Below are 24,194 nucleotides of genomic sequence, written 5' to 3' on the forward strand. Positions count from 1 at the left end.
CGATGCAACCGGCATGGACGCGTGGTGCACGCCGATCTCCCATCCGCTCCGCCATCCGGCGATTGCACACGCGGTGTGCGTGGCGCGTTATGCCTTGGCGACACCCTGGATGTCGTAGGTGAATTCCTTCGCCCCGCCCTGCGCCGTGCCCTTGTCGTCCTGTGGCTGGAAGCCGTACTTGAACTTGCCGAAGTGCAGCGTCACGTTTTCGGTCAAGCGATCTTCGCCACCAGACCCGCCGGTAGACAGCGAGGTGATCAGTACGCCTTCGCTCAGTTCCAGCGTGAGAAAGTCGCTCTGCTCGCCAGTGGCGTTGGTGACGTACAACCAGGCGTTTTCCACACGTGCGCCGGTGCACACCGCATCGAGCAATGCGTTGGAGCAGCCGTCCACGTACTTGGTGATGGAGATGTCCTGGATATGCGCCTTGCCGCCGCTGGCCGACCCGCCACCGGTATGCAGGTCGCCGGAATTGCTCGCGCCCCACGACCAGGCCAGGATCGGAATCTCGCCCTTGTGCTTCTTGTGGTTGGACGCGCCTTCGATCTTGACCTTGCCGCTGCCGAACTTGATATGCATGTCGAACGCCATGGAACTGCTCCTTCGCTAAGTGGAAAACACGGATGACGCGACGTGCAGAGCGCACGTCGTCGCCGTGACGCAAAGACGCCGGATCAGGCCTTGGCGGCCGACGGCAGACGCGAGACCAGGCGCAACGACACGGTCAGGCCTTCTAGCTGGTAATGCGGTTTGAGGAAGAACTTGGAGCTGTAATAGCCCGGCGCGCCTTCTACTTCTTCCACCACCACTTCGGCCGCGGCCAGCGGCTTACGTGCCTTGGTTTCTTCGCTGGAATTGGACGGGTCGCCATCGATGTACTGGGTCACCCAACGCGTCAGCCAGCTCTGCATCTGTTCGCGGTCGGAGAACGAACCGATCTTGTCGCGCACGATGCACTTGAGGTAATGCGCAAAGCGGCAGCACGCGAACATGTACGGCAGACGCGCACCCAGTGCGGCATTGGCGGTGGCATCCGGGTCGTCGTATTCGTCGGGTTTGTTCAAGGATTGCGCGCTGATGAAGGCGGCCATGTCCGAGTTCTTGCGATGCACCAGCGGCATCAGGCCCATCTTGTCCAGTTCGGCCGAGCGACGGTCGGTGATCGCCACTTCGGTGGGGCACTTCATGTCCACACCACCGTCGTCGGTGGGGAAGGTATGCGTGGGCAAGCCTTCCACTGCGCCGCCAGACTCGATACCGCGAATGCGCGAGCACCAGCCGTACTGCTTGAACGAGCGGTTGATGTTGACCGCCATCGCATAGGCCGCGTTTTGCCAGGTGTATTTGTTTGAATCGGCACCGGCGGTGTCTTCTTCGAAATCGAACTCGTCCACCGGGCTGGTGACTGCGCCGTACGGCAGGCGCGACAGCGTACGCGGCATCGCCAGGCCGATGTATTTGGAATCTTCCGACTCGCGTAGCGAACGCCACGCGGCGTAATCGGGCGTGGAAAAGATCTTGGCCAGATCGCGCGGATTGGACAGCTCGTTCCAGTTGTCCATGCCCATCAGCTTGGGCGCTGCCGCAGCGATGAACGGGGCGTGTGCCGCCGCGGCCACCTGTGCGATGCCGTTGAGCAGCTCCACATCCGGCGGGCTCTGGTCGAAGTAGTAATCGCCGACGAGGCAGCCATACGGTTCGCCACCGAGCTGGCCGTATTCCTGCTCGTAGACCTTCTTGAAGATGGGGCTCTGATCCCACGCGGTGCCCTTGTAGCGCTTGAGCACCTTGCCCAGCTCTTTCTTGCTGATATTCAGCACGCGGATCTTGAGCTGCTGGTCGGTCTCGGTGTTGTTGACCAGATAGTGCAGGCCGCGCCACGCACCTTCGAGCTGTTGCAGATCGGCGTGATGCAGGATCTGGTTGAGCTGTTCGGTCAGCGTGCGGTCGATCTCGGCGATATAGGCCTTGATGGTTTGCGAGACGTCTTCGCTGACCACATCGCTGCGCGCAAGCACCTGCTCGGCCAACGTGCGGACCGCCGATTCCACTTCTTCCTTGGCGCGCTCGCTCTTGGGGCGGAACTCGCGATTGAGCAGTGCGGCAAAATCGCCCTGCTCGGTTGTTTCGGTGCTGCTGCTGGCCAGTGCGGCTTCGGTCGCGGACATGGCGTCAGGCTCCTTCCAGCTCGGAGGCGGGCTTGGCCGCCGAGACCAGCGACTGCAACAACGCCGGGTCGCGGATGGCATTGGCAATCAACTGCTCGGCGCCGGCCTTGCCATCCATGTAGGTGTCCAGATTGGCCAGCTGGGTACGCGCTTCCAGCAGCTTGGCCAATGGCGCGACCTTGCGTGCGATGGCGGCCGGTGAAAAGTCGTCCATGCTCTCGAAGGTGATATCCACCGCCAGCTCGCCTTCGCCGGTGAGCGTGTTGGGCACCTTGAACTGCGCACGCGGGCGCATCGACTGCAGGCGGCTGTCGAAGTTGTCGACATCGATCTCCAACGCCTTGCGCTCGTCCAACGAGGGCAGCTCGCCGGCGTTGGCGCCGGACAGGTCCGACATCACGCCCATCACGAACGGAATCTGCACCTTCTTCTGCGCGCCGTAGACCTCTACGTCGTATTCGATCTGCACGCGTGGGGCCCGATTGCGGGCGATGAACTTCTGACTGCTGGCCATGCCTGATCTCCGATTGAGCTTGCCCGTGGCGCCGACGTGCGGAGCACGGACGCTGTCTTGTGGCCTGGATATCGCCGGCCCGGCCGATCGCCTGGAGCCTGCGTGCGACGCCGGTGCTGCGGGCGTGCCCGCAACTGCCGCACCACGCGGACCCAAGCGGCAGGCCGTGCGATGACGCCTCTTCAGCGTTGCGGCGAGTCTAGGAATGGCCCTGTGCGCTCACCCGACAAATCGTCTCAATCGTGTCGATGCGTGATGCACGGCCGACTTCGTGAAATAGACGTGATGGGTTGGCGATGCTTTTTTCGGTTGATCACAGGACAGGCCCCGGGGAGTGGGCCGCAGGCAGTGCCGCATGAGCATCAGCTATTACAGCGCCATCGTTCCGCAAGCGTCCTCGGCCATAGAGGCGCATGCGCCGCTGATGATCGATCTGTTGGCCTATATCGAGCAGCACATCGGCGAGTCCGAGCTTGGCACCGACTCATTGCAACAGGCGTTCGCACTTTCGCGTGCCTCGTTGTACCGGCTGTTCCAGTCGCGCGGCGGCGTGGCCAGCTATATCCGCGAGCAGCGGCTGTGCACGGCGCACCGCTATTTGCGGGCGTACCCGGAGTGCAGCCTGACCTGGCTGCTCTACGAAATGGGGTTTGCCTCCGAGCGGCAGTTCCAGCGCGCCTTCCAGCAACGGTTCGGCATGCCGCCGATGCAGTGGCGCCGCCAATGCCGCGCCACACCGCACGCACCGCCGCCGCGTCGCGGCCACTACATGCCGATGTGGCGCTTCATGCGCGAACTGGGCCAGCACCTACCGCCCGAGTACGCACCGATCCGCAGCGGTGCAGTCACACCCACCCATGGCTCCCCGCTGGTGCATGCCGAAGCACTGCGTCGGCTCGTCCGACCGGCACCACGCTTTGCGGCGCAGCTGGAGCCCATGGAGGTTTAAGCGGTGGTCTGGGCGCGATGGCATGACCGGTAATGCCACATCGCGCCCAGGTGCGCTCCTACCAACACGCGCGCGAATCGGGCCGCGTACCCAGTGTCGCCTGTTTGCCCGTCTCGTGCACGACGCAAACCAGAGATCCTGCGTAGGAGCGCACTTGGGCGCGACTGGCATCACCGGCAACGCCGCATCGCGCCCAGGTGCGCACCTACGTGAAACGACGCAATAGGCTGCCTATGTGGCCGTTCTCCGTAGCACTCGCATCGCCATCGGAATCGGCCTCAACGAATCACCAGCACCGGAATCGTGCTGTGCGTGAGCACTTCCACGGTCTGGCTGCCGAGCAGCATGCGGCGCACGCCGCGTCGTCCGTGCGAGGTCATGATGATCAGATCGCTTTTGCATTCTTCGGCGGTCTGCACGATGCCTTCGGCCGCGAAACGGTCCAGCACATGCCGTGGCGTGGCCTTGATATTGGCAGCGGCCGCCAGTTCCAGCGCAGGACGCAGAATCTTCTCGGCAGCGGCTTCGCGCTCGCTGCGATATTCCGGACTCGCCTCATACCCCACGCTCCAGCCCATCGCATCGTACATGCCCATCGCCCACGGCTCGGACACGGTGACGATGTCGACCTTGGCACCGGTGGCCTTGGCCAATTCCAGCCCCTGAAACAGGCCGCGATGCGACAACTCGGATGCATCGATGGCGATAAGAATACGTTTGTACATGGTGACCTCCTGCAAGGGTGGCATTGCTGCCGATGGACTAGAACGTACCGTGGCATGTGCGGGTGGAGCGGGCCTTGATGCGGATCAGTGCGGCGATGCCGCTGGCCGGGTTGGTGTGATGCTGCCGATGTTGCTGTCTTGATTGCTTTGCTTTGCTTTGCTTTGCTGGTGCTGGTGCTGACTAGCGTGCGTGTGGGGTTGCAGTCGCTATGTCGCTGTTGCTGCCAGGGCTTGCCCCTGCTTTTCCTGTCTCCGCGATGCGGACCACGCAGCGCATCTGCGATCGACGACGAAGACCACGACGCGGCACGCGCGACGCTCAATCGGTGGCAACCGCATCCGGGTCCGGGCGCGTCTCGCGCAGGCGCGCCGGATTGCCGACCGCTGTCGCGCCTGCCGGTACATCGCGGGTCACCACCGCACCGGCGCCGATCAACGCATCGTCGCCGATGGTCACGCCCGGCAGGATGATCGCCCCGCCGCCGATCCACACATTGCGCCCGATGCGGATCGGCCGCCCGAATTCCAGGCCGCTGGCACGCCCGGCGGCATCGCGCGGGTGATCGGCCGCGTAGATCTGCACACCGGGGCCGATCTGCGTGCCGTCGCCAATGTGCACCTCGCAGATATCCAGGATCACGCAGTTGAAGTTGAGAAACACCCCGGCACCCAAACGGATGTTGTAGCCATAATCGCAATGGAACGGCGCACGAATCACCGCACCGTCCCCAACGTCGGCCAGGCGCTCCCGCAACAGTGCATGTCGCTGTGCGGCCGTGTGCACGACAGCTGCGTTATAGCGCAGCATCCATTCGGCCGCGGCCGCCTGATCGGCCTGCAGCTGCGCATCGGTCGCGCTGTACAGTTCGCCTGCCAGCATCTTCTGTTTTTCTGTCTGCATGCAGTCGCGCGCCCAGTGTGCAATCAAGTGGCGATAGGGTGGCATGGATGCAGCAGCGAATGCATCGAGCGATGCACCAACGGGTCTCGGCAGGTTGGCATGCCACCAATGGCCAATGTCCGGGTCTTGCAGTCGCGTCGCAGCGGTGTCATCGAGACACAAGCATACGCGGGCGGCCTTCGTGCTCCGCCAACGCGGGTGATGGACGCTGAAAGGTGCTGGATGAGCTGATCGATTGCCCCCATCCGCCCTTCGGGCACCTTTCCCCGCGAGCGGGGGAAGGGAGCCAAGCGGGGCGTTTGCCAGTCCGGATGTCTCAACGGCATGGGAACTCACGCCAGCACACACAGTTGCCCCTCTCCCGCCTGCGGGAGAGGGGATGGGTGAGGGCACGACGAAGGAATGAGATCTCAGCGGCCGGCTGGCGGCACGTCATCACCATGGGACCGTTATCCGCGCCAGAGCAAGGACCGCTGCGGCTGTTTCAGCGCAACCAATTGCCATCGTTCATGACAGCACCACACCGCTGGAAGCAGCCCGCCGACTACACCACCGTCAGGTTCGCGTAGGCCATCACCAGCCACTTGGCGCCGACTTCGTCGAACTGCACCTGCACCCGCGCATGCGCACCGGCACCTTCGTAGTCCACGACCACGCCGCCACCGAAGGTAGGGTGCTCGACATTGGCGCCGAGCTTGATCGGTGCGGTTTCGACAATGCCATGCACCGGGCCGCCACGCGCCGCGCCCAACGACGCAGTCCGCGAGACCTGCACCTTCGGGCGCACTTCGTTGAGCAGATCGCGCGGGATCTCGCGCAGGAAGCGCGAAGGCACGTTGTAGTTGTCCTGGCCGTGGATGCGCCGCGATTCGGCGTAGCACAGCACCAGTTTCTGCCGCGCGCGGGTGATGCCCACGTACGCCAAACGCCGCTCTTCTTCCAACCGGCCGCTCTCTTCCAGCGAACGCGCGCTCGGGAACAGGCCATCCTCCAGCCCGACCAAAAACACGATCGGAAATTCCAGACCCTTGGCCGAATGCAGCGTCATCAGCTGCACGCCTTCTTCGCCGGCCTGCGCCTGGCCTTCGCCGGCCTCCAGCGAGGCATAGGCGAGGAAGGCGACCAGTTCGGTCATGCCCTGGCTGTCTTCGTCGTCCGGGCGGGTGAAGCGCGAGGCCACCGAGACCAGTTCGTCCAGGTTCTCTGTGCGCGATTCCGAATCCAGCCCGCCGCGACTTTCCTTGGCCCAATGCTCGCGCAGGCCCGAGCGCATCAACACATGGTCGATGCGTTCGGCCAGTTCCATCTGCCCGGTTTCGGCATGCAGCTGGCCGACCAGGCTCAGGAAGCCGGCCAGGGCGTTACGCGCACGCGCGGCCAGGCTGTTTTCCTGCGTGGCCAACATCGCCGCTTCCCACAACGACAGCGCATTGGCACGCGCCAGACGACGCACTTCGTCCAGCGTGCGATCGCCGATGCCGCGGGTGGGTGTGTTGACCGCGCGTTCGAACGCGGCGTCATCGCTGCGATTGGTGAGCAAGCGCAAGTAGGCCAGCGCGTCCTTGATTTCGGCGCGCTCGAAGAAGCGCATGCCGCCGTACACGCGGTACGGCAACTGCTCGGAGATCAGCGCTTCTTCCAGCGCGCGCGACTGCGCGTTACTGCGATACAGCACAGCCACTTCGCCATAGCTGCCGCCATCGCGCACCCACTGGCGTGCACGCTCGACCGCATAGCGCGCTTCGTCCACTTCGTTGTAGGCCGCATACAGATCGATCGGATCGCCATCGCCCGAGTCGGTCCATAGCTGCTTGCCGATCCGGTCAGGGTTGTGCGCGATCACCGCATTGGCCGCGCCCAGGATATTGGCGCTGGAACGGTAGTTCTGCTCCAGCCGCACCGTCTGCGCGCCGGGGAAGTCCTTCAAAAAGCGCTGTACGTTTTCGACCTTGGCACCGCGCCAGCCATAGATGGCCTGGTCGTCGTCGCCGACCACGAACACATGCCCGGTCTCGCCGGCCAGCACGCGCACGAAAGCGTACTGGATGGCGTTGGTGTCCTGGAACTCGTCCACCAGGATCTCGCGGAAGCGCGCGCGGTAATGCGCCAGCAATGCCGGGGTGTCGCGCAGCAGCTCATGCGCGCGCAGCAGCAGCTCGGCAAAATCCAGCAGGCCGGAGCGGTCGCAGCGCTCCTGATAGGCGGCGTATACCTGCCGGCGCACTTCGGTCCAGTCGTCGTTGGGCTCGGGCTGGATGTGCTGCGGGCGGCGGCCTTCGTCCTTCTGCTCGTTAATCCACCAGCTCATCTGCTTGGGCGGATACTTGCTCTCGTCCAGCTCCAGCGACTGCACCACGCGTTTGACCAGGCGCAACTGGTCGTCGCTGTCCATGACCTGGAAGCCTTCGGGCAACCGCGCGTCCTGCCAATGCAGACGCAGCAAGCGATGGGCCAGCCCATGGAAGGTGCCGATCCACATCCCGCGGCTGCCGTTGCGCAGCTGCAAGTCGGTACGGTGGCGCATTTCGCCGGCCGCCTTGTTGGTGAAGGTCACCGCGAAGATGCCGTGGTTGGGCACGCCCTGGACTTCGTTGAGCCAGGCAATGCGATGGATCAGCACGCGCGTCTTGCCGGAGCCGGCGCCGGCCAGCACGAGGTAATGCCCCGGCGGTGCGGAAACGGCCTCGCGCTGGGCGGGGTTTAAATGATCGAGCAAATGAGAGACATCCACCGGCGCATTTTACCGGTTGTGGCGTCGCTGCGGCTGAGACTGCGATGAAGCGGTTTGGGATTGCGAGGCTTCGCACCTACCCTCATCCGGCGCTTCGCGCCACCTTCTCCCTGTGGGGGAAGGAAACAAGCCCCTCTCCCGGCGGGAGAGGGGTTGGGGTGAGGGTCCGGGGCGAAGCCACTCCCAATGGTTGGTGGCCCGAGGCTTCGCTCGTACCCTCATCCGCCCCTTCGGGGCACCTTCTCCCGAGGGGAGAAGGGAACAACGCCCAGCATTACCAACACATCCCGCGCAATTGCCTGCGCCTGCTCGCGCAACTCAGGCACCGCCAGGCTCTCCCACAGCGACCCGATGCGTAGACTTCCGATCGCCCGCAGCCGCCGATTGGCGCGACCATCGGCATCGATCAGACAGCCATCGGCGTCGGTGTCCACCCCGATCCCATGCGGCCCGGCCACTGCGACGCCCTGCCCCAGCAACTGCTGCAGCAACGGGTTACGCATTGCCTGCACACGCATTTCCACGCCCGTGGCATTGACCAGGGTGTGCACATCCAACTGCAACGCATGCCCGGCACTGGCAGCGCCCGCGCTCACGCGCACGCATGCACCCACCTCAAAGGCCACATCCAGCCGCGCCCGATGCAACTGCAGTTGCCCACGCGCCTGCATCGCCTGCAACTGCGCATGCACTGGCGCTGCAATGCGATGCCGATGTACATCCCAATAGCGCACCACATGCCGCAGGAAGCGGCGTTGATCGCCCACCGACAGCGTCTGCCACAGCGCCTGGCTCAACGGGCGGATCCGTTCCATCACGCTTTGCCACGGCCGCCCCTGCGCCTGTGCATCCCGCGCAAGCTGGCGCAGGCGGCGCAGGCGCGCGCGTAGCGACAGTGCCAGCAGCGGTTGTGGATCGAAGTCGGCGCTGCTGCCATGCGCGTGCGGCAACGGCAACAGACCGTGCCGCGAGACCACATGCACCGCGCCGCGATGCGCCTGCGCAGCCAGCGTCACCACAGTGTCGGCCATGCTCAGGCCGGAACCGACGATGCACACCGCCGCCTCCGGCGGCAGCGCAACCACTGCCTCGGTGTCCCAGGCCTCGACGCGCTGGGTTGGCGACAGGCCGGCAGCGCCGCGCACCGGCAGCGGCCGCAACGCATTGCCCACCGCCAGCACCACGGCATCGGCTTGCAGCGTGTGTCCATCGTCCAGCTGTAACTGCGCGCCCTGCGCCGTGGGTTGCAGCCGCTGCACACGTGCGCTGCGCACGTGCAGGCTGGCCGGACTGGCGGCAACTGCAGCCTGCAGGCGCTCACGCAGGTACGGCGCGTAATGCCGCCGCCCCACGAAGTGCTGCGCCAGCTGCGCATCGTCCAGCTCCGGGCAACACGCATGCTCGCGCAGATAGGCAACGAAGTCCTGCGGCGCATCGACCAGCGCACTCATGCGCGCGGCGGGCACGTTCAACAGATGCTCGGGCCGCGCGGTGGAATACGCCACACCCTCGCCCAGCACCGGGTGCGGCTCGATCAACACGATCTGCAGCGGCGTGGTTGCCTGATGCAGCAGCTGCAATGCCACCAGCACGCCGGAAGCGCCGCCTCCGATGATGGCGATCACTGCATCGCCGGGATCACGCGATTGGTTCATCGGATCATTGTAGGCGATGGCCGCACCGCACCGATCGCTCGCCCTTCGTTGTGCAGGCGTCGCCAGCGGCACCCCGGGGCGGACCGGTACCCGCGCACCCAGAGCGTCGGAAGCGCTTGCGATCGGCCGCCCACGCGCGGCAACCACCGCAGGAGGTCCACAGGATGTCCATCGCATTGGTCAGGCGCATCCTCCATGTGCGCGATGTCGCTGCGGTCAAGGCGCTCTACCAGACCCACTTCGCGCTGCCGTCATCGAGGAGATCGCCGATCAGTGGGTCGTTCTGGCGGCGGGCCAGATCGCGCTGGCATTGCACCTGGCGGACGACAGGTACCGACGGCAGACGGCATGGCCGGGATCCGACGCGCCACGCTCGCCGGCCGGCTCCACCACTCAGCTGGTGTTTGCCATCACCCGCGATCTTGCCGTCCATCGCGCGCACCTGCGCAGCACAGGCATCGCGGTGGGTGAACTCGAGCGTTACCCCGGCTTTGCGTACCAGATATACGAAGGCCGCGACCCGGAGGGAAACGTCTTCCAGGTGATTGGCCCGGACTGACCGCACGCGCCTACATCAACGCATCGGCCAGCCGTGCGATGCCTTCGCGACTGCGTCGCCAGGCCGGGCGACGCTGCCATTGCGCCAGGTCCAGCTGCCGCGCGTTGGCCAGATAGTCCTGTTCGATCTCGCGCAGCCGCTGCACCACCGTGCGGTCGTAGCACAGCATGCCGATCTCGGCGTTGAGCGCGAACGAGCGGATATCCAGATTGATCGAACCCACCAGTGCAATGTCCTCATCCATGCTCAGGTGCTTGGCATGCAGGAAGTGCGGGCGATACAGCGCAATCTTCACCCCGCAGCGCAGCAGCTCGTCGAAATACGCATCCTGCGCCCACGCCGCCAGACGCTGGTTGTTGCGCTCGGACAGGATCAGCTGCACATCCACGCCCGACACCGCGGCGATGCGCAAGGCGCTCAGCAAGGCTTCGTCCGGGACGAAGTATGGCGTGACCAGCACCACCTTGCGTCGTGCCAGATGGATCACCGCATTGATCGCATCGCGCGCGTTTTCGAATGGATACGCCGGCCCGCTGGGCAGCAGCTGGGTGGCGATATTGGCCTCGCACACCGGCGCATCCGGCCACACATCCAGGCGCTGCCCGGTTTCGGTGAACCAGTCGCTGGCGAACACCGCTTCCAGATGATTGACCACCGGCCCGCGCACGCGCGCCACCAGCTCGCGATTGGGCACGCCATCGATGAATCCGGCTTCGGCCAGATTCTGTGAGCCGACAAAGCCCACCTGGTTGTCGACCACCGCAATCTTGCGGTGATTGCGTAGATCCATGCGCCCGCTGCGGCGCCAGCGCAGGCCGCCGGGCAGCACCGCCAGCACCTCGATGCCCTCGGCCTGCAGCCGCTTGCGGTAACGCCGCAGACCGCGCTTGGCGCCCACCGCATCGAGCAGCACGCGGCAACGCACGCCGCGCGCGCTTGCCCGTTGCAGCGCCGCCACTACCGCATCGCCCACGGCGTCGTCGAACATCAGGTAATACAGCAGATGCACGCGTTTTTCGGCGGCATCGACCGCGGCGATCAGGGCCTGCAGCGACTGCGCGTAGTCGTCGAGCAACTCCACCGCATTGCCCAGCGTGGGCATGAAATCGCCCTGCCGTTCGATCAACGGCACCACCTCGGCACTGCTGGTATCGGCCTGCGGCGTCCAGCGCAGCGCATGCAAGGGCAACTGCTGCTCACGGATCACCTGCGAGGCGGTGGCCTGCCGCTCCACGCGCAACCGCGACACCCAGGGTTGGCCGAGCAACAGATACAACGGCAACCCGACCACCGGCACAAAGCCGATCAGCAACAACCAGCTGCGTGCCGCGCCAGGCGTGGTGCGGCTGGGGATCCATAGCAGCGCGGCCAGCCGGATCGCCCAGTCCAGTGCCAGCAGCCAGGTCCCTTGCGACCAGTTGGGCAGCATCAGCGCTCCGTTCTCATGAGGAAGCCGATTCTGACCCGGCTGCGTGTAAACGCAACGACGCAGTGCCGATCGGCTGGTTGCAATGGCGAAACGGGCCGGCATCTGCCGTCGCCGGATGCGAGCGTTCGGCGCACACCTGCCGCAGCGTCTGCACGAACGCGGTCTGCGCGCGCGTGGGGTGCCAGTCGCTCCGCGTGGTCATGCCGATCTGCCGACGCAGGCGCGGCCCGGCGCTGCCGATCTCGCGCAGCAGGCCGGCGCGGCGCTCGAACAGGAACTGGTCGCGCGACATCAGGGTCAGCCAATCGTCTTCCAGCAACAGGCCGCGCACGGTCAGCTCGGCGCCGCATTCGATGCGCAGCGGCGGCGGCTCCAGCTGCCGATCACGGAACATGCGCTCCCAGCGCTCGCGCACCGGCGTGCCCGCCGCGGCCATCACCCATGGGTAGTCGAGCAGCTGCGCAAATGCGTACGCCTTGCCGGCCAACGGATGCCCACTGCGCGCCACGATCACCGGCTCGTCGTCGAACAACGGCTCCTGCAGCACGTCGCGCACCGGCAACGGGTCGCGTAGCGCACCGATCAGCAGGTCCAGCCCACCCTCGCGCAGATGCGCCAGCAACTCTGCATACGGGCCTTCGACCACGCTGATGCTGGCGGCCGGGTGCGCACGCGCAAACCGCGCCAACGCCTGCGGCAACAGGATCGCCCGCGCCAGCGGCATCACCCCCACCACCACCCGCCCGGCATCTTGCGAGCGCAGGGCCGCCACTTCGTCGAGCGCGGCGCGTACCTCCGCCAGCGCCAACCGCACCTGCCGCAGCAGCCGCTCTGCCACCGGCGTGGGCTGCATCGCCTTGCCGCGGCGCACGGTCAGCGGCACCTCGATCACATCGGCAAACGCCTGCACCGCGCGGTAGACCGCCGGCTGCGACACACCCAGTTGCACCCCCGCCAGCGAATAACTGCCTGCCACATCCACCGCCACCAGCGCCTGCAGCTGGCCCAACGAGACCCGTCGCTCCAGACCGGGGCGCGCTGGCAGCCGCAGCGCACGTCGCGCCACCCGGATGCCACGGCCCAGATGCGCCAGGGCGCGCTCGATCCGCGGCACCACCAGGCCGGTGGCCTCGGTGGCCGCCATGCCGCCGGGCTGCCGTTCGAACAGCCGTACGCCCAGTTGCTGTTCCAGGCGCGCCACCGCCTGGGTCAAGGCCGGCTGCGACAGATTCACCTGCGGCGCGGCCGCGCTGATGCTGCCCAGCCGGTGCACCACGACCAGGGCATGCAGATGGCGAAGATTCGGCTCGGGTGTCGACGGCATGCTCTAACTATAAGCAAAACCAATACGCATACCTCAAATGAATGTTGAGCTGGTTGACTCTCGCCACGCAGACTCGGCGCAGCACTAACGAGGATGGATGGATGAGCCAGGTCGTCACCCAGGTTGCACGCACGCCGATCGCCCTCGTTGACGGGCTGGCGCAGGCCGGCGTGGCCACCGCGCACGAGGCGCAGGGGCGCACCGGTCTGCTGCATCACCGGCTGCGCCCGATCTACGCGGGCTGCCGCATCGCCGGCACCGCCGTCACCGTGTCGGTACCGCCAGGCGACAACTGGATGATGCATGTGGCCCTCGAACAGCTGCAGCCCGGCGACGTGCTGGTGGTGGCCCCCACCAGCGACTGCTGCGACGGCTACTTCGGCGACCTGCTCGCCACCTCGGCGCAGGCGCGCGGCTGCCGCGGGCTGATCATCGATGCCGGCGTGCGCGACGTGCGCGACCTCACCGCCATGCAGTTCCCGGCCTGGAGCCGCGCCATCTGCGCGCAGGGCACCATCAAGGAGACGCTGGGCTCGGTCAACGTGCCGCTGGTCTGCGCCGGGCAGCTGATCCAACCCGGCGATGTGGTGGTGGCCGACGACGATGGCGTGTGCGTGGTGCCGCGCACCACGGCGGACGCGGTGCTGGCCGAAGCGCAGGCCCGCGAAGCGCGCGAACTGATCAAGCGCGAGCGCCTGGCACGCGGCGAACTGGGCCTGGATATCTACGCCATGCGCGAACGCCTGGCGGCCAAGGGGCTGCGCTATGTCTGAGCAGGTGCGTGCGATGTGGATGCGCGGCGGCACCTCCAAGGGCGGCTTTTTTCTGGCCGACGACCTGCCCGCCGACACCGCCGCACGCGATGCGTTGCTGCTGCGCGCCTACGGCTCGCCGGACCTGCGCCAGATCGACGGCATGGGCGGTGCCGACCCGCTCACCTCCAAGGTCGCGGTGGTATCGCGCTCCACACGCGCCGATGCCGATGTGGACTATCTGTTCCTGCAGGTGGCCGTCGACCAGGCGCAGGTTAGCGATGCGCAAAATTGCGGCAACATGCTGGCCGGCGTGGCACCGTTCGCGCTGGAGCGCGGCCTGCTGCCCACCCGCGACGGGCAGACCGAGGTACGCATCTTCATGCGCAACACCGGTACCCTAGCAACGGCCACCGTGTGCACGCCCGGCGGCCAAGTCACGTATGCGGGCGACGCGCGCATCGACGGCGTGCCGGGCACTGCCGCGCCCATTGCCTTGGCATTCGCCGAGATCGCGGGTTCTTCGTGCGGGGCGCTGTTGCCGACCGGGCGCGCCGTGGACACGCTCGATGGGGTGGCGGTGACGCTGATCGACAACGGCATGCCATGCGTGGTGATGCGCGCCAGCGATGTCGGGATCAGTGGCTATGAAGACCGCGCCACGCTGGATGCGGATGAGGCTCTCAAGGCGCGGCTGGAGTCCATTCGCCTGCAGGCCGGCCCCTTGATGCAGTTGGGCCAGGTGGGCGCCGCGACCGTGCCGAAGATGATGCTGGTGGCGCCACCGCGCAACGGTGGCGCGATCAGCGTGCGCTCGTTTATCCCGCACCGCTGCCATGCGTCCATCGGGGTACTGGGTGCGGTCACGGTTGCCAACGCGTGCCTGCTGCCGGAGTCGCCAGCACACGCGCTGGCGCAGCTGCCGGGCGGCAGCATCGTGCCGCTGGAGGTGGAACACCCCAGCGGCATGACCGGCTGCGTCATCGAATGCGATGCACAGGGCGCGGTGGTGCGCGCCGCCGTGGTCAGGACGGCACGCAAATTGTTCGATGGGGTGTTGTTTGGGTGAGCGCCGTTGCCATTCGCATCCTGGGTTGGCGGCGTCAGGCTGGCCTGCGCCGGCGCATTGCAGCATGCGCATTGCACGCGCCCGATGGCTGCTGCGCTGCCCGCCGTTTGCGTCACGATTCGAGCGCGCTTGGGTCGGTGCGGATCGAGCATCGGCGCAACGTCCAGTTGCCTATCGGCAACGCCCTGCCTGTCCGGCGCATGCCAGGCGGTTTCGCTGCAGATGGAAAGCGGATCGGGTGCCGGTCGCGCCCGGGTGCGCTCCTACGTGGTGGGCGCATTTGGCTGCAGGTGAGGCAAGGGATGCAGCTTGAGGCAGGCCACGATGCACTTGCGGTACGCACATGCTGCTGCGTCAGCGTCAAACAGTCGCGTCCGTGCGAACGACGTTTCGGGGATGTGGTCGTCGATGCCATACGCACTCAGCGCCTGCAGTCGACTGGCACCCGCGCATCCGCAGCGGCGGCGACTGTCACGCGCTGCATGCCTTCACCCGGCTGTGTCTGTAGATCCCGATTCGCACCTCAACGAGCATCATCATGATCATCGATTGCCACGGCCACTACACCACCGCACCCGCTGCACACGATGCGTTCCGCAAGGCGCAGATTGCGCATTACAACGACCCACATCTGGCAGCACCGGTGTATCAGCACATCTCCGACGATCAGCTGCGCGAAAGCGTCGAGCAGCATCAATTGCGCCTGCTGCACGAGCGCGGTGCGGACATGACGATCTTTTCGCCGCGTGCCAGCACCATGGCGCACCACATCGGCGACGAGGCGGTAAGCCAGGTCTGGACGCGGCATTGCAACGATCTCATCGGCCGTGTGGTGCAGCTGTATCCACACACTTTTATCGGTGTGTGCCAGCTCCCGCAATCGCCGGGCGTGTCGATCGCACGTTCGATCGCCGAGCTGGACCGCTGCGTCACCGAGCTCGGGTTTGTCGGTTGTAACCTCAATCCCGATCCGTCCGGCGGCCACTGGACCGGCCTGCCATTGACGGACCGCGCCTGGTACCCCTTCTTCGAAAAAATGGTCGAGCTGGACGTGCCGGCCATGGTGCATGTGTCGGGCAGCTGCAACGCCAATTTCCACGCCACCGGCGCGCATTATCTCAATGCCGATACCACCGCGTTCATGCAATTTCTGGAAGGCGACCTGTTTACCGACCTTCCCGAGTTACGCTTCATCATCCCGCATGGCGGTGGCGCCGTTCCGTACCACTGGGGTCGCTTCCGCGGCCTGGCCGACATGCTGGGCAAGCCGTCGTTGGCCACGCACGTGATGCGCAACGTGTTCTTCGATACCTGCGTGTATCACCAGCCCGGGATCGACCTGCTGTTCGAGGTCATCGACGTCGACAACATCCTGTTCGGCTCGGAAATGGTCGGCGCGGTGCGTGGCATCGATACGCAGACGGGGCACTACTTCGACGACACCAAACGCTACATCGATGCGCTGGCGATCTCGGACGCTGACAAGCGCAAGGTGTTCGAAGGCAATGCGCGGCGCGTGTATCCACGCCTGGACGCACAGCTGCGTGCGCGTGGACTGTAGCCCTTCTCCCTCCCTTCTCCCGCCGGGAGAAGGTGGCCCGAAGGGCCGGATGAGGGTACGTGCGAAGCCTCGTGCACTCAGAATCATTGCGGCGGCTTCGCCCCATACCCTCACCCCAACCCCTCTCCCGAGGGGAGAGGGGCTTTGTCACGCACCGCTGTCGATTTTGACCTTGACTGGCTAAGCACAAGGTGTCTGAAGGCAATGCGCTGGGGATGTATCCGCGGCTGGATGCGCAAATGGGTGCACGAGGGCTTTGACCGAGGCGTTGCACGGCGAGCTTCCCGTTAGTGCTCCCTTCTCCGTGCCCGCAGGGCGGATGAGGGTACGTGCGAAGCCTAATCCATGCTCCAGTAACACGCATTGCGCTCGCAAAGAACTACGGACACTGCTCGGCCAGTAATGCGCGGCTTCGCCCGTACCCTCACCCCAACCCCTCTCCCGGTGGGAGAGGGGCTCGATACAAACGCAAACACCCGCCTTGCGGCGGGTGTTTGCTTGGATGCAGATCGGGTAATCGGTGGATTACTTGATCTTGCCTTCCTTGTACATCACGTGCTTACGCACGACGGGGTCGTACTTCATCATTTCCATCTTCCCCGGAGTGTTTTTCTTGTTCTTATCCGTGGTGTAGAAGTGGCCGGTAGCGGCCGAGGAAATCATACGAATCTTGTCACGCTTGCCTTTTGCCATGACTGCTTACTCCTCAGACCTTTTCGCCGCGCGCACGCAGCTCTTTCAGAACGGCATCAATCCCGTTCTTGTCGATGGTGCGCAATGCATGCGCGGAGACACGGAGCTTCACCCAGCGGTTTTCGCTGGCGACCCAGAAACGGCGCTCGTGCAGGTTGGGCAGGAAGCGACGACGGGTTCTGTTGTTTGCGTGGGAGACGTTGTTACCCGTCTGCACACGCTTGCCGGACACTTGGCATACGCGGGACATTACGCACCTCGATAAATGAATTGCCACCCATAGCCTGGGGAGCGGCGGCCCCGACAGCATCAAGCTGCCACGCAACGTTGGGAATCAAGAACTTACGCTGGAACCGGCCGGCAACCCCATCGCGCTGGGTGCCGCCATCCGGAGCGACCCGGGCACAGCGAGCCGCGCATTATGCACGGCAATTCCTTGTGCCGCAAGCACTTAGCCTGCACCGCCGTTGGGTGCCGCCCGGTGCCCGGCGGCCGTTACCCGGCCTCTACTGACTTTGCGGCCACCCAGATCCCGGCAGAGGCACCTGCCGGGATCGTGCCCCGCCTCAACCCACCGCCTTCGGTGCACGCCGCCCCGGCCGCGCGCGATGCAACCAGCGATACAGCACCGGCAACACCAGCAAGGTCAGCAGGGTGGACGAGACGATGCCACCGATCACCACCGTCGCCAGCGGGCGCTGCACCTCCGCACCGGCGCCGACGTTGAAGGCCATCGGCACGAAGCCCAGCGCGGCGACCAATGCGGTCATCAATACCGGCCGCAGGCGCGACAATGCGCCTTCGCGCAGGGCCTGCTCCAACGGCATGCCGTCGGCGCGCAAGCCACGGATGAAGGCGATCATCACCAGGCCGTTGAGCACCGCCACGCCCGACAACGCGATGAAGCCGACACCGGCCGAGATCGACAACGCCAACCCGCGCATGGCCAACGCGACCACGCCGCCGGTGAGTGCCAACGGCACGCCGCTGAACACCACCACCGCATCGCGCAACGAACCGAACGACCAGTACAGCAGCGCGAAGATCAGCAACAAGGTGCCTGGTACGACCCAGGCCAGGCGCTGGCCGGCAGAGATCAGTTGCTCGAAGGTGCCGCCGTAGCCGATCCAGTAACCGGTGGGCAATGCGACCTCCGCCTGCACGCGTTGCTGCACCTCCGTCACGAAGCTGCCCAGATCGCGGTCGCGTACGTTGGCGGTGATGACGATGCGGCGTTTGCCGTCTTCGCGATTGATCTGGTTCGGGCCGAGCACGGTCTCGATATTGGCGACCTCACGCAACGGCACGGTGGTCGGCTCGCCGCTACGCCAGCCGGCCGCGCGGCTGGATTCGTCGACATCGCCACGCTCGCCATCGCCGCGCAGCGGGATCGGCAGATCCGCCAAGGCGGCCGGGTCCTGACGCAGGCCCTCGGGCAGCCGTACCACGATGTCGAAACGGCGGTCGCCTTCGAACAATTGCCCGGCCTCCTGCCCGCCCACCGCGGCGGCCACGGTGTCCTGCACCACACCGGGATTGAGCCCATAGCCCGCCAGCGCCGCGCGGTCGGGCACCACCGCCAGCATCGGCAGACCGGTGGCCTGTTCCAGGCTGACGTCGGCGGCGCCAGGCACGCTGCTGGCGATCTGCTGCACGCGCTGCCCCACCTTCACCAGGGTGTCCAGATCGTCGCCGTAGACCTTGATCGCCACATCTGCACGCACGCCGGAAATCAGCTCGTTCATGCGCATCTGGATCGGCTGGGTGAACTCGTAGTTGTTGCCTGGCAGCTGCTTCACCGCTTCCTCGATCTCGGCCAGCAACTGCGCCTTGGGCTTGCGCGGATCGGGCCACCGGTCGCGCGGATGCATGATCAGGAACGTATCGGCCACCGATGGCGGCATCGGATCGGTGGCAACTTCGGCGGTACCGAGCTTGCCGAACACATGCGCCACTTCCGGAAATTGCTTGATGCGTTTTTCCAGGGTGGATTGCATGGTGATGGCCTGCTCCAGGCTGGTGCCAGGAATACGCAAGGCATGCAGGGCAACATCGCCTTCGTCCAGATTGGGGATGAATTCGCTGCCCAGCCGCGTGGCCAGCACGGTGCATAACGCCACCGTCGCAAGGGCCGCAATGCCGATCCAGCGGCCGTGGCGCAGCGCGCGGTCGAGCAACGGCGCATAGACTCCGCGCGCCCAGCGCATCGCGCGGTTTTCATGCTCGGCCACCTTGCCGCCGAGCAACAACGCAATCGCGGCCGGCACGAAGGTCAGCGACAGCAGCATCGCGCCGCTCAGCGCCAGCACCACGGTGATGGCCATCGGGTGGAACATCTTGCCTTCGATGCCAGTGAGCGCGAACACCGGCAGATACACTGCGGTGATGATGCCCAGGCCGAACAGGCTGGGGCGGATCACTTCGGCAGTGGCGTCGGCAGTCAACTCGAAACGCTCGTCGCGCTCGAGCACGCGCCCCAGCCGCAGCTGGGCTTCGCCGAAGCGACGCAGGCAGTTCTCCACGATGATCACCGCACCATCGACGATCAGGCCGAAATCCAGCGCGCCCAGGCTCATCAGGTTGCCGGAGACGCCACCGCGCACCATGCCGGTGAGCGTGAACAACATCGCCAACGGAATCACCGCCGCGGTGATCAGGGCCGCCCGCACATTGCCCAGCAGCAAGAACAACACCACGATCACCAGCAACGCGCCTTCGATCAGGTTCTTGGCGACGGTGACGATGGTGCGGTCCACCAACGCGGTGCGGTCGTACACCGGCACCGCCTGCACGCCGGCCGGCAGACTGGCGTTGGCCACTTTCAGGCGCTCGGCAGCGGCCTGCGACACGGTGCGGCTATTGGCGCCGACCAGCATGAACACCGTGCCGAGGACCACTTCGGTGCCGTCCTGCGTGGCCGCACCGGTGCGCAACTCACGGCCCTCGCCCACCTGCGCCACATCGCGCACCCGGATCGGCACGCCTTCGCGGCGATCCAGCACGATCGCGCCGATCTGCGCGATGTCATCCACCTGCCCGGGCACGCGCACCAGAAACTGCTGCCCGTTACGTTCGATGTAACCGGCACCGATATTGCGATTATTCGCCTCTACCGCATTGGCCACCTCATCCAGGGTAAAGCCCAACGCGACCAACCGCGCAGGATCGGGCGTGATATGGATCTGCCGCGCGTAGCCACCGATGGTGTTGACCTCGGTAACGCCAGGCACATTGCGTAGCTGCGGCCGCACCACCCAATCCTGCAGGGTGCGCAGGTCGGTCGCCGTCCACGCCGTGCCATCGGGTTTGCGCGCATTGGGCTTGGCCTCCACGGTGTACATGAAGATCTCGCCCAGGCCGGTGGCAATCGGCCCCAATTGTGGCTCGAGCTCGGCCGGCAACTGCGATTTGACCTGCTGCAAACGCTCGGCCACCTGCTGCCGCGCAAAGTACAGATCGGTGCCATCGGCAAACACGGCGGTCACCTGCGACAGCCCGTAGCGCGACAGCGAGCGCGTGGACTCCAGCCCCGGCAATCCCGCCAGCACCGTCTCCAGTGGAAACGTCACCCGTTGTTCGGACTCCAGCGGCGAATACCCGGGTGCTGCGGTATTGACCTGCACCTGCACATTGGTGATGTCCGGCGTCGCATCGATCGGCAAGCGCGAAAAACTCCACGCCCCGATCGCCACCAACACCCCCGTCAACGCCAGCATCAACCACCGCTGCGCGATCGCAAAGCGAATGATGTTGGTCAGCATGGCGCCCCCCCACGTGCAGACATGGCACCGCAAGGTGCCGAGCGTCGCCCTGATCGTGCCACCGACAGAAAGCGCCGCCCCCCCACAGGAACGCGCCGCACCACGCCATAACAACATCCACCCACGCACCAGCACTGTCGTAGTTTTCGTTCACGCTGTTGCTGTTGTTGCTGTTGTTGCTGTTGTTGCTGTTGTTGCTGTTGTTGCTGTTGTTGCTGTTGCTGTTGCTGTTGTTGTTGTTGTTGTTGCTGTTGCTGTTGTTGTTGTTGTTTGCTTTCGGGGCCCCATACCGCAGCGGCAAGGCTGGCAGATACAACCCGCAGGGCGGCGCGCATGGATGCGCGACGTTTTTGTAAGGGACAGGGATGTCCCTTACAAAAATTTCTGCCGGACTTGCGCACCCGCAGCGCCGCAGGCGCGGAGGGCGCGAGGACGGGGTGTGCTTTCTTTTGGTTACTTTTCTTTGCACAAGCAAAGAAAAGTAACTCGCGCCCGACAGGGCGTGAAAGCCTTTGCTCTAGGCCGGAAGGGCGTGAACACCTTGGAAGTGGCACATCCCCCTGCACCCAACAAACGCCTTCACTCGACAACGTAACACCACCCAAACCAACGCGCTCAATGATCATGCGACGCCCCCGACTTCTCGATGTCGGCCTTCACCAGATAGCTCTGCTCCACCGCCACCGTGTCGCCCGGCGCCACACCCGACACCACTTCCACCTGCTGCGCATCGCGCGCCCCCAGGATCACCGGCCGCGCCTCGTACACCTCGCCCACCTGCACGAACACCACGTCCCACTCGCGAAAGCGCTGCAACGCCCCCACCGGCACCACCATCGCTGCCGGCTGCTGCGCCACCGTCACCCGCGCCTTCACCGCCGACCCTGGCCGCCACGACCCGTCGGTATTGCGCAGCACCGCGCGCGCCACCGTGCTCTGGCTGGCGGTGGCCGTGCCCGGCAACACGCGCTCCAGCGTTGTCTGCGCCACCACGCCATCGCTGATGCGCGTCACCGTTACCGGCGCGCCGGCGGCGATATGCCCGGCATCGGCGCCAAAGATGTGCAGATCCACCCACAGGCTCGACAGATCGGCGATCTCGAACAGCGATTGGCCCTCGCCCGCGTTGCTGCCCAGGCTGGCGTTACGCGCCAGCACGGTGCCGCTGATCGGTGCGGTGACCGCGTAGGTGGTGAGGCTGAGATTGCTTTCCACCGTGGCCAGCACCTGGCCGGCACGCACCTGATCGCCGACGTTGGCGCGCAAGCTGCGCACCGGCCCGGGGAAGCGCGCGGTCGCCTGCGCCTGCGCACCTTCCGCCGGCGTCAGCAAGCCTTGCACTTCGTGCTGATCGGCAATGCTGCCGGCGCCCACCGGCGCCACACGGATGCCCGCGTCCTGCGCAATCTTAGCGGCAATCGTGGTGCGGCCTTCGTAGCTGGAATAGGTCCAGCGATGCGTCTTGCCCTGCACGCTGGCGCGCACTTCCACATCGAACGAGTGCGGCTCGCCCACCTCACTGGCGGCCAGCAGGCTTCCGTCGTCGTGCGCACGCAGCGAATAGGTGTCGACCTTGCCGCCCAGCCGCGTGGTCTTGATCTCCACGCTGCCGGCACTGGCCGGCAGGAGTTTGCCATCGCGATACAACCAGGCCTGGAACATGGGCGGGCGGCCGTCTTCGGCGATCGCAAGCTCCACGCTGTCGCCGTCCTGGCTGAGCAGCCGGCCGCCGTGCGCGCCCTTGGCCGCTTCGTCGGCATGATCGCCGCCGCCCTCTTCGCTGTGTCCTGCCTGACCGCCCGCACGGGCATGGCCGTCTTCTTCGGTGCGGCCGCAACCGCCAAGCACCAGCGCCAGCAGCAGCGGCACGAGAATGGAGTGCGTCATCGATGGAATTCCTTTGAAAGGCTGGCGCAGTGCACCGACCAGTGCAGCGAATGGAGAAGGCGCACAGCGCGCGTTGGCGGCCGTGCGCCCATTGCGGTCACCCCGCGTGCGCAATGCGGTTGCCGCGTGCGTGCCGACCACCCCGGTGGGCAGCAGGGAGTCACCCAGCGCATAGCCATGCGTGGACATCACGGTGCGCGCGCTCATGGCGTTGCCTGCGCCGTGACGACAAACGGTTGCCCGGTCAGCCGCTGGATTTCGATCAACGCGGTCTGCGCTTCGACGGCGGCAGCGAGTTGCTGCTGTCGTGCATCGCTGCGCTGCGCCTGCAGCTGCGCCCAATCCAGGTAACTGGTGGCTCCGGCGCGATACGCACGCTCTGCAGTGGTGTCGGCGCGTGCCAGCGCGGGTAGCACCTCGTCGCGCATGCGCGCCACTTCCAGCTGGCCGGCGCGGTAGCGCCCGTGCGCATCGGCCAAGGTGGCGTACAGCTGCAAGGCCTGCGATTGGCGCTCGATGTCCAGCAGCGACAGCTCGGCCTGTGCGGCACGAATCTCCGGCTGCGCGCGGCCGGCACTGCCGAGTGCGAGCGACACACTGCCGACCAGCGCGGTGGCGTTGTTGCTTTCGAGCCGGCGCACACCCACTTGCCAGTCCAGGTCCGGGCTGGCCTGGCTGCGGGCCAGCTGCAACCGCGCATCGCGCAGGCGCTGCTCGTTGTTCAGGCGTGCCAGCTCCGGCGTGCTGTCGAGTAATTGCGCCATGACCTCGAACTCCGGAATGGCCGGCAATTGCAGGGCATCGCCGCTGATCTGGCCGGCCTCGATGCTGCGCGCGCCCCATAGCAGCGCCAGTTGCCGACCTGCCGCGGCCACCTCCAGCTGGGCACGGTCACGGTCCAGTTCCGCACGCGCCTGCAAGGCGTGTGCGGTGAGCAGGACCGATTCGGGCGATGCGCCGGCCTGCAGCCGCTGGCGGGCGGCGGACACGGTGCGTTGGCGCGGCGTCAGGGTTTCCAGCGCGATGGTGTGGCGCTGGCGGGCGGCGATGATGGCCAGGTAGCGTCGCGCCACATCGGCCAGTACATCCAGCCGCGCGATGGCGCGTTGCGGGGCCAGCGCATCGATGCGTGCCTGCGCCAGCGTGCGGCGCGCATCCAGCTTGCCGCCGCGTTCGAGCACACTGGCCAGGGTGAGGGTGAGCTCGGCCTGGTCCAGCGCGCGGGTCGGCCCAGTGCCGAACACGTTTTCGATCTCCGCACCAACGCGCAGCGGCGGGCGCAACGCATCGCGCTGCGCCTCGGCGGTGAGCACGGCCTGCTGGCCGTCGGCCAGATGCAGATCGGGATGCTTGGCGGCGACGCGCGCAATGGCGTCGTCCAGGGTCAGCACAGTTTGGGGCGGTACGTCCTGCGCCATGGCGCACGGCACGACCGCGAAGGCGGCAAATGCCGCCAGTCGCAACCACATGAGGGTGTCTCCGCGAATCGGGATCGATGGTCAGGCCGGCAGCCGCC

18 protein-coding genes and 2 pseudogenes are annotated in these 24,194 nt (G+C 65.9%); 6 read left to right on the forward strand and 14 right to left on the reverse strand.

Annotation, left to right across the window (positions count from 1 at the left end; all coding sequences use genetic code 11):
* Nucleotides 1–87 precede the first annotated feature (87 nt).
* The 3 genes from BJD12_RS11430 to tssB all read right to left on the reverse strand — a co-directional run bounded on the left by BJD12_RS11430 (nt 88) and on the right by tssB (nt 2,682).
* The gene (locus BJD12_RS11430; RefSeq protein ID WP_005993934.1) at nt 88–591 is read right to left on the reverse strand and encodes an Hcp family type VI secretion system effector; all 504 of its coding nucleotides are present in this window, start codon (nt 589–591) and stop codon (nt 88–90) included.
* Between the two features lie 83 nt (nt 592–674).
* Entirely contained in the window at nt 675–2,168 is a 1,494-nt protein-coding gene (gene tssC / locus BJD12_RS11435; RefSeq protein ID WP_005993932.1) for a type VI secretion system contractile sheath large subunit, read from the reverse strand.
* Nucleotides 2,169–2,172: 4 nt separating this feature from the next.
* On the reverse strand, nt 2,173–2,682 hold the full coding sequence (gene tssB, locus BJD12_RS11440) for a type VI secretion system contractile sheath small subunit (protein WP_005993931.1): 510 nt from the start codon (nt 2,680–2,682) through the stop codon (nt 2,173–2,175).
* A gap of 290 nt (nt 2,683–2,972) precedes the next feature.
* Between tssB and tagK the strand changes: the two are divergent.
* Nucleotides 2,973–3,631: pseudogene (tagK, locus tag BJD12_RS11445) on the forward strand (transcriptional regulator TagK).
* 278 nt (nt 3,632–3,909) lie between these two features.
* Here the strand turns inward: tagK and BJD12_RS11450 are convergent.
* From BJD12_RS11450 to BJD12_RS11465, 4 genes are all read right to left on the reverse strand, one after another.
* Nucleotides 3,910–4,356, reverse strand: a complete 447-nt coding sequence (locus tag BJD12_RS11450; RefSeq protein WP_039423166.1) for a universal stress protein — start codon at nt 4,354–4,356, stop codon at nt 3,910–3,912.
* 319 nt (nt 4,357–4,675) lie between these two features.
* Nucleotides 4,676–5,257, reverse strand: coding sequence for a sugar O-acetyltransferase (locus tag BJD12_RS11455; protein ID WP_005993928.1), 582 nt, complete (start codon nt 5,255–5,257; stop codon nt 4,676–4,678).
* 544 nt (nt 5,258–5,801) lie between these two features.
* The gene (gene uvrD / locus BJD12_RS11460) at nt 5,802–7,988 is read right to left on the reverse strand and encodes a DNA helicase II (RefSeq protein ID WP_039423154.1); all 2,187 of its coding nucleotides are present in this window, start codon (nt 7,986–7,988) and stop codon (nt 5,802–5,804) included.
* A 218-nt stretch (nt 7,989–8,206) separates the two neighbouring features.
* A complete protein-coding gene (locus tag BJD12_RS11465; RefSeq protein WP_005993926.1) occupies nt 8,207–9,643 on the reverse strand; it encodes an FAD/NAD(P)-binding protein in 1,437 nt (478 codons plus the stop codon).
* A 164-nt stretch (nt 9,644–9,807) separates the two neighbouring features.
* On the opposite strand from BJD12_RS11465, the pseudogene BJD12_RS11470 reads away from it, so the two are divergent.
* Nucleotides 9,808–10,202: pseudogene (locus tag BJD12_RS11470) on the forward strand (VOC family protein).
* A 10-nt stretch (nt 10,203–10,212) separates the two neighbouring features.
* Here the strand turns inward: BJD12_RS11470 and cls are convergent.
* Nucleotides 10,213–11,631, reverse strand: coding sequence for a cardiolipin synthase (gene cls, locus BJD12_RS11475; protein ID WP_005993924.1), 1,419 nt, complete (start codon nt 11,629–11,631; stop codon nt 10,213–10,215).
* Between the two features lie 13 nt (nt 11,632–11,644).
* Nucleotides 11,645–12,955, reverse strand: coding sequence for a LysR family transcriptional regulator (locus BJD12_RS11480; RefSeq protein ID WP_005993923.1), 1,311 nt, complete (start codon nt 12,953–12,955; stop codon nt 11,645–11,647).
* 101 nt (nt 12,956–13,056) lie between these two features.
* Here BJD12_RS11480 and BJD12_RS11485 point away from each other — a divergent pair, with 101 nt between their 5' ends.
* From BJD12_RS11485 to BJD12_RS11495, 3 genes are all read left to right on the forward strand, one after another.
* Nucleotides 13,057–13,728, forward strand: coding sequence for a 4-carboxy-4-hydroxy-2-oxoadipate aldolase/oxaloacetate decarboxylase (locus BJD12_RS11485; protein WP_039425482.1), 672 nt, complete (start codon nt 13,057–13,059; stop codon nt 13,726–13,728).
* Nucleotides 13,721–14,776 (forward strand): 4-oxalomesaconate tautomerase, encoded by a 1,056-nt coding sequence (locus tag BJD12_RS11490; RefSeq protein WP_005993921.1) that lies wholly within the window; start codon nt 13,721–13,723, stop codon nt 14,774–14,776. The genes BJD12_RS11485 and BJD12_RS11490 overlap by 8 nt, the downstream gene beginning before the upstream one ends.
* Nucleotides 14,777–15,314: 538 nt before the next feature.
* A complete protein-coding gene (locus tag BJD12_RS11495; protein ID WP_005993920.1) occupies nt 15,315–16,337 on the forward strand; it encodes an amidohydrolase family protein in 1,023 nt (340 codons plus the stop codon).
* A gap of 525 nt (nt 16,338–16,862) precedes the next feature.
* Here BJD12_RS11495 and rpmG read toward each other — a convergent pair.
* The 3 genes from rpmG to BJD12_RS11510 form a co-directional block, all read right to left on the reverse strand.
* Nucleotides 16,863–17,030, reverse strand: a complete 168-nt coding sequence (gene rpmG / locus BJD12_RS11500) for a 50S ribosomal protein L33 (RefSeq protein WP_002809462.1) — start codon at nt 17,028–17,030, stop codon at nt 16,863–16,865.
* 13 nt (nt 17,031–17,043) lie between these two features.
* Nucleotides 17,044–17,280, reverse strand: a complete 237-nt coding sequence (gene rpmB / locus BJD12_RS11505; RefSeq protein WP_002809459.1) for a 50S ribosomal protein L28 — start codon at nt 17,278–17,280, stop codon at nt 17,044–17,046.
* Between the two features lie 316 nt (nt 17,281–17,596).
* A complete protein-coding gene (locus BJD12_RS11510; RefSeq protein WP_058564148.1) occupies nt 17,597–20,791 on the reverse strand; it encodes an efflux RND transporter permease subunit in 3,195 nt (1,064 codons plus the stop codon).
* 158 nt (nt 20,792–20,949) lie between these two features.
* Here BJD12_RS11510 and BJD12_RS24585 point away from each other — a divergent pair, with 158 nt between their 5' ends.
* A complete protein-coding gene (locus BJD12_RS24585; protein ID WP_005996730.1) occupies nt 20,950–21,147 on the forward strand; it encodes a hypothetical protein in 198 nt (65 codons plus the stop codon).
* 259 nt (nt 21,148–21,406) lie between these two features.
* On the opposite strand, the gene BJD12_RS11520 is transcribed toward BJD12_RS24585, so the two are convergent.
* Together BJD12_RS11520 and BJD12_RS11525 are read right to left on the reverse strand one after the other, a co-directional pair.
* Nucleotides 21,407–22,678 carry an efflux RND transporter periplasmic adaptor subunit gene (locus BJD12_RS11520; protein WP_005996012.1) on the reverse strand — a complete coding sequence of 424 codons (1,272 nt, stop codon included), beginning with the start codon at nt 22,676–22,678 and terminating at the stop codon, nt 21,407–21,409.
* Nucleotides 22,679–22,881: 203 nt separating this feature from the next.
* The gene (locus BJD12_RS11525; RefSeq protein ID WP_005996014.1) at nt 22,882–24,147 is read right to left on the reverse strand and encodes a TolC family protein; all 1,266 of its coding nucleotides are present in this window, start codon (nt 24,145–24,147) and stop codon (nt 22,882–22,884) included.
* Nucleotides 24,148–24,194: the final 47 nt, after the last annotated feature.

This window comes from Xanthomonas vesicatoria ATCC 35937, assembly GCF_001908725.1.
In the GTDB taxonomy this organism is placed as follows: domain Bacteria; phylum Pseudomonadota; class Gammaproteobacteria; order Xanthomonadales; family Xanthomonadaceae; genus Xanthomonas; species Xanthomonas vesicatoria.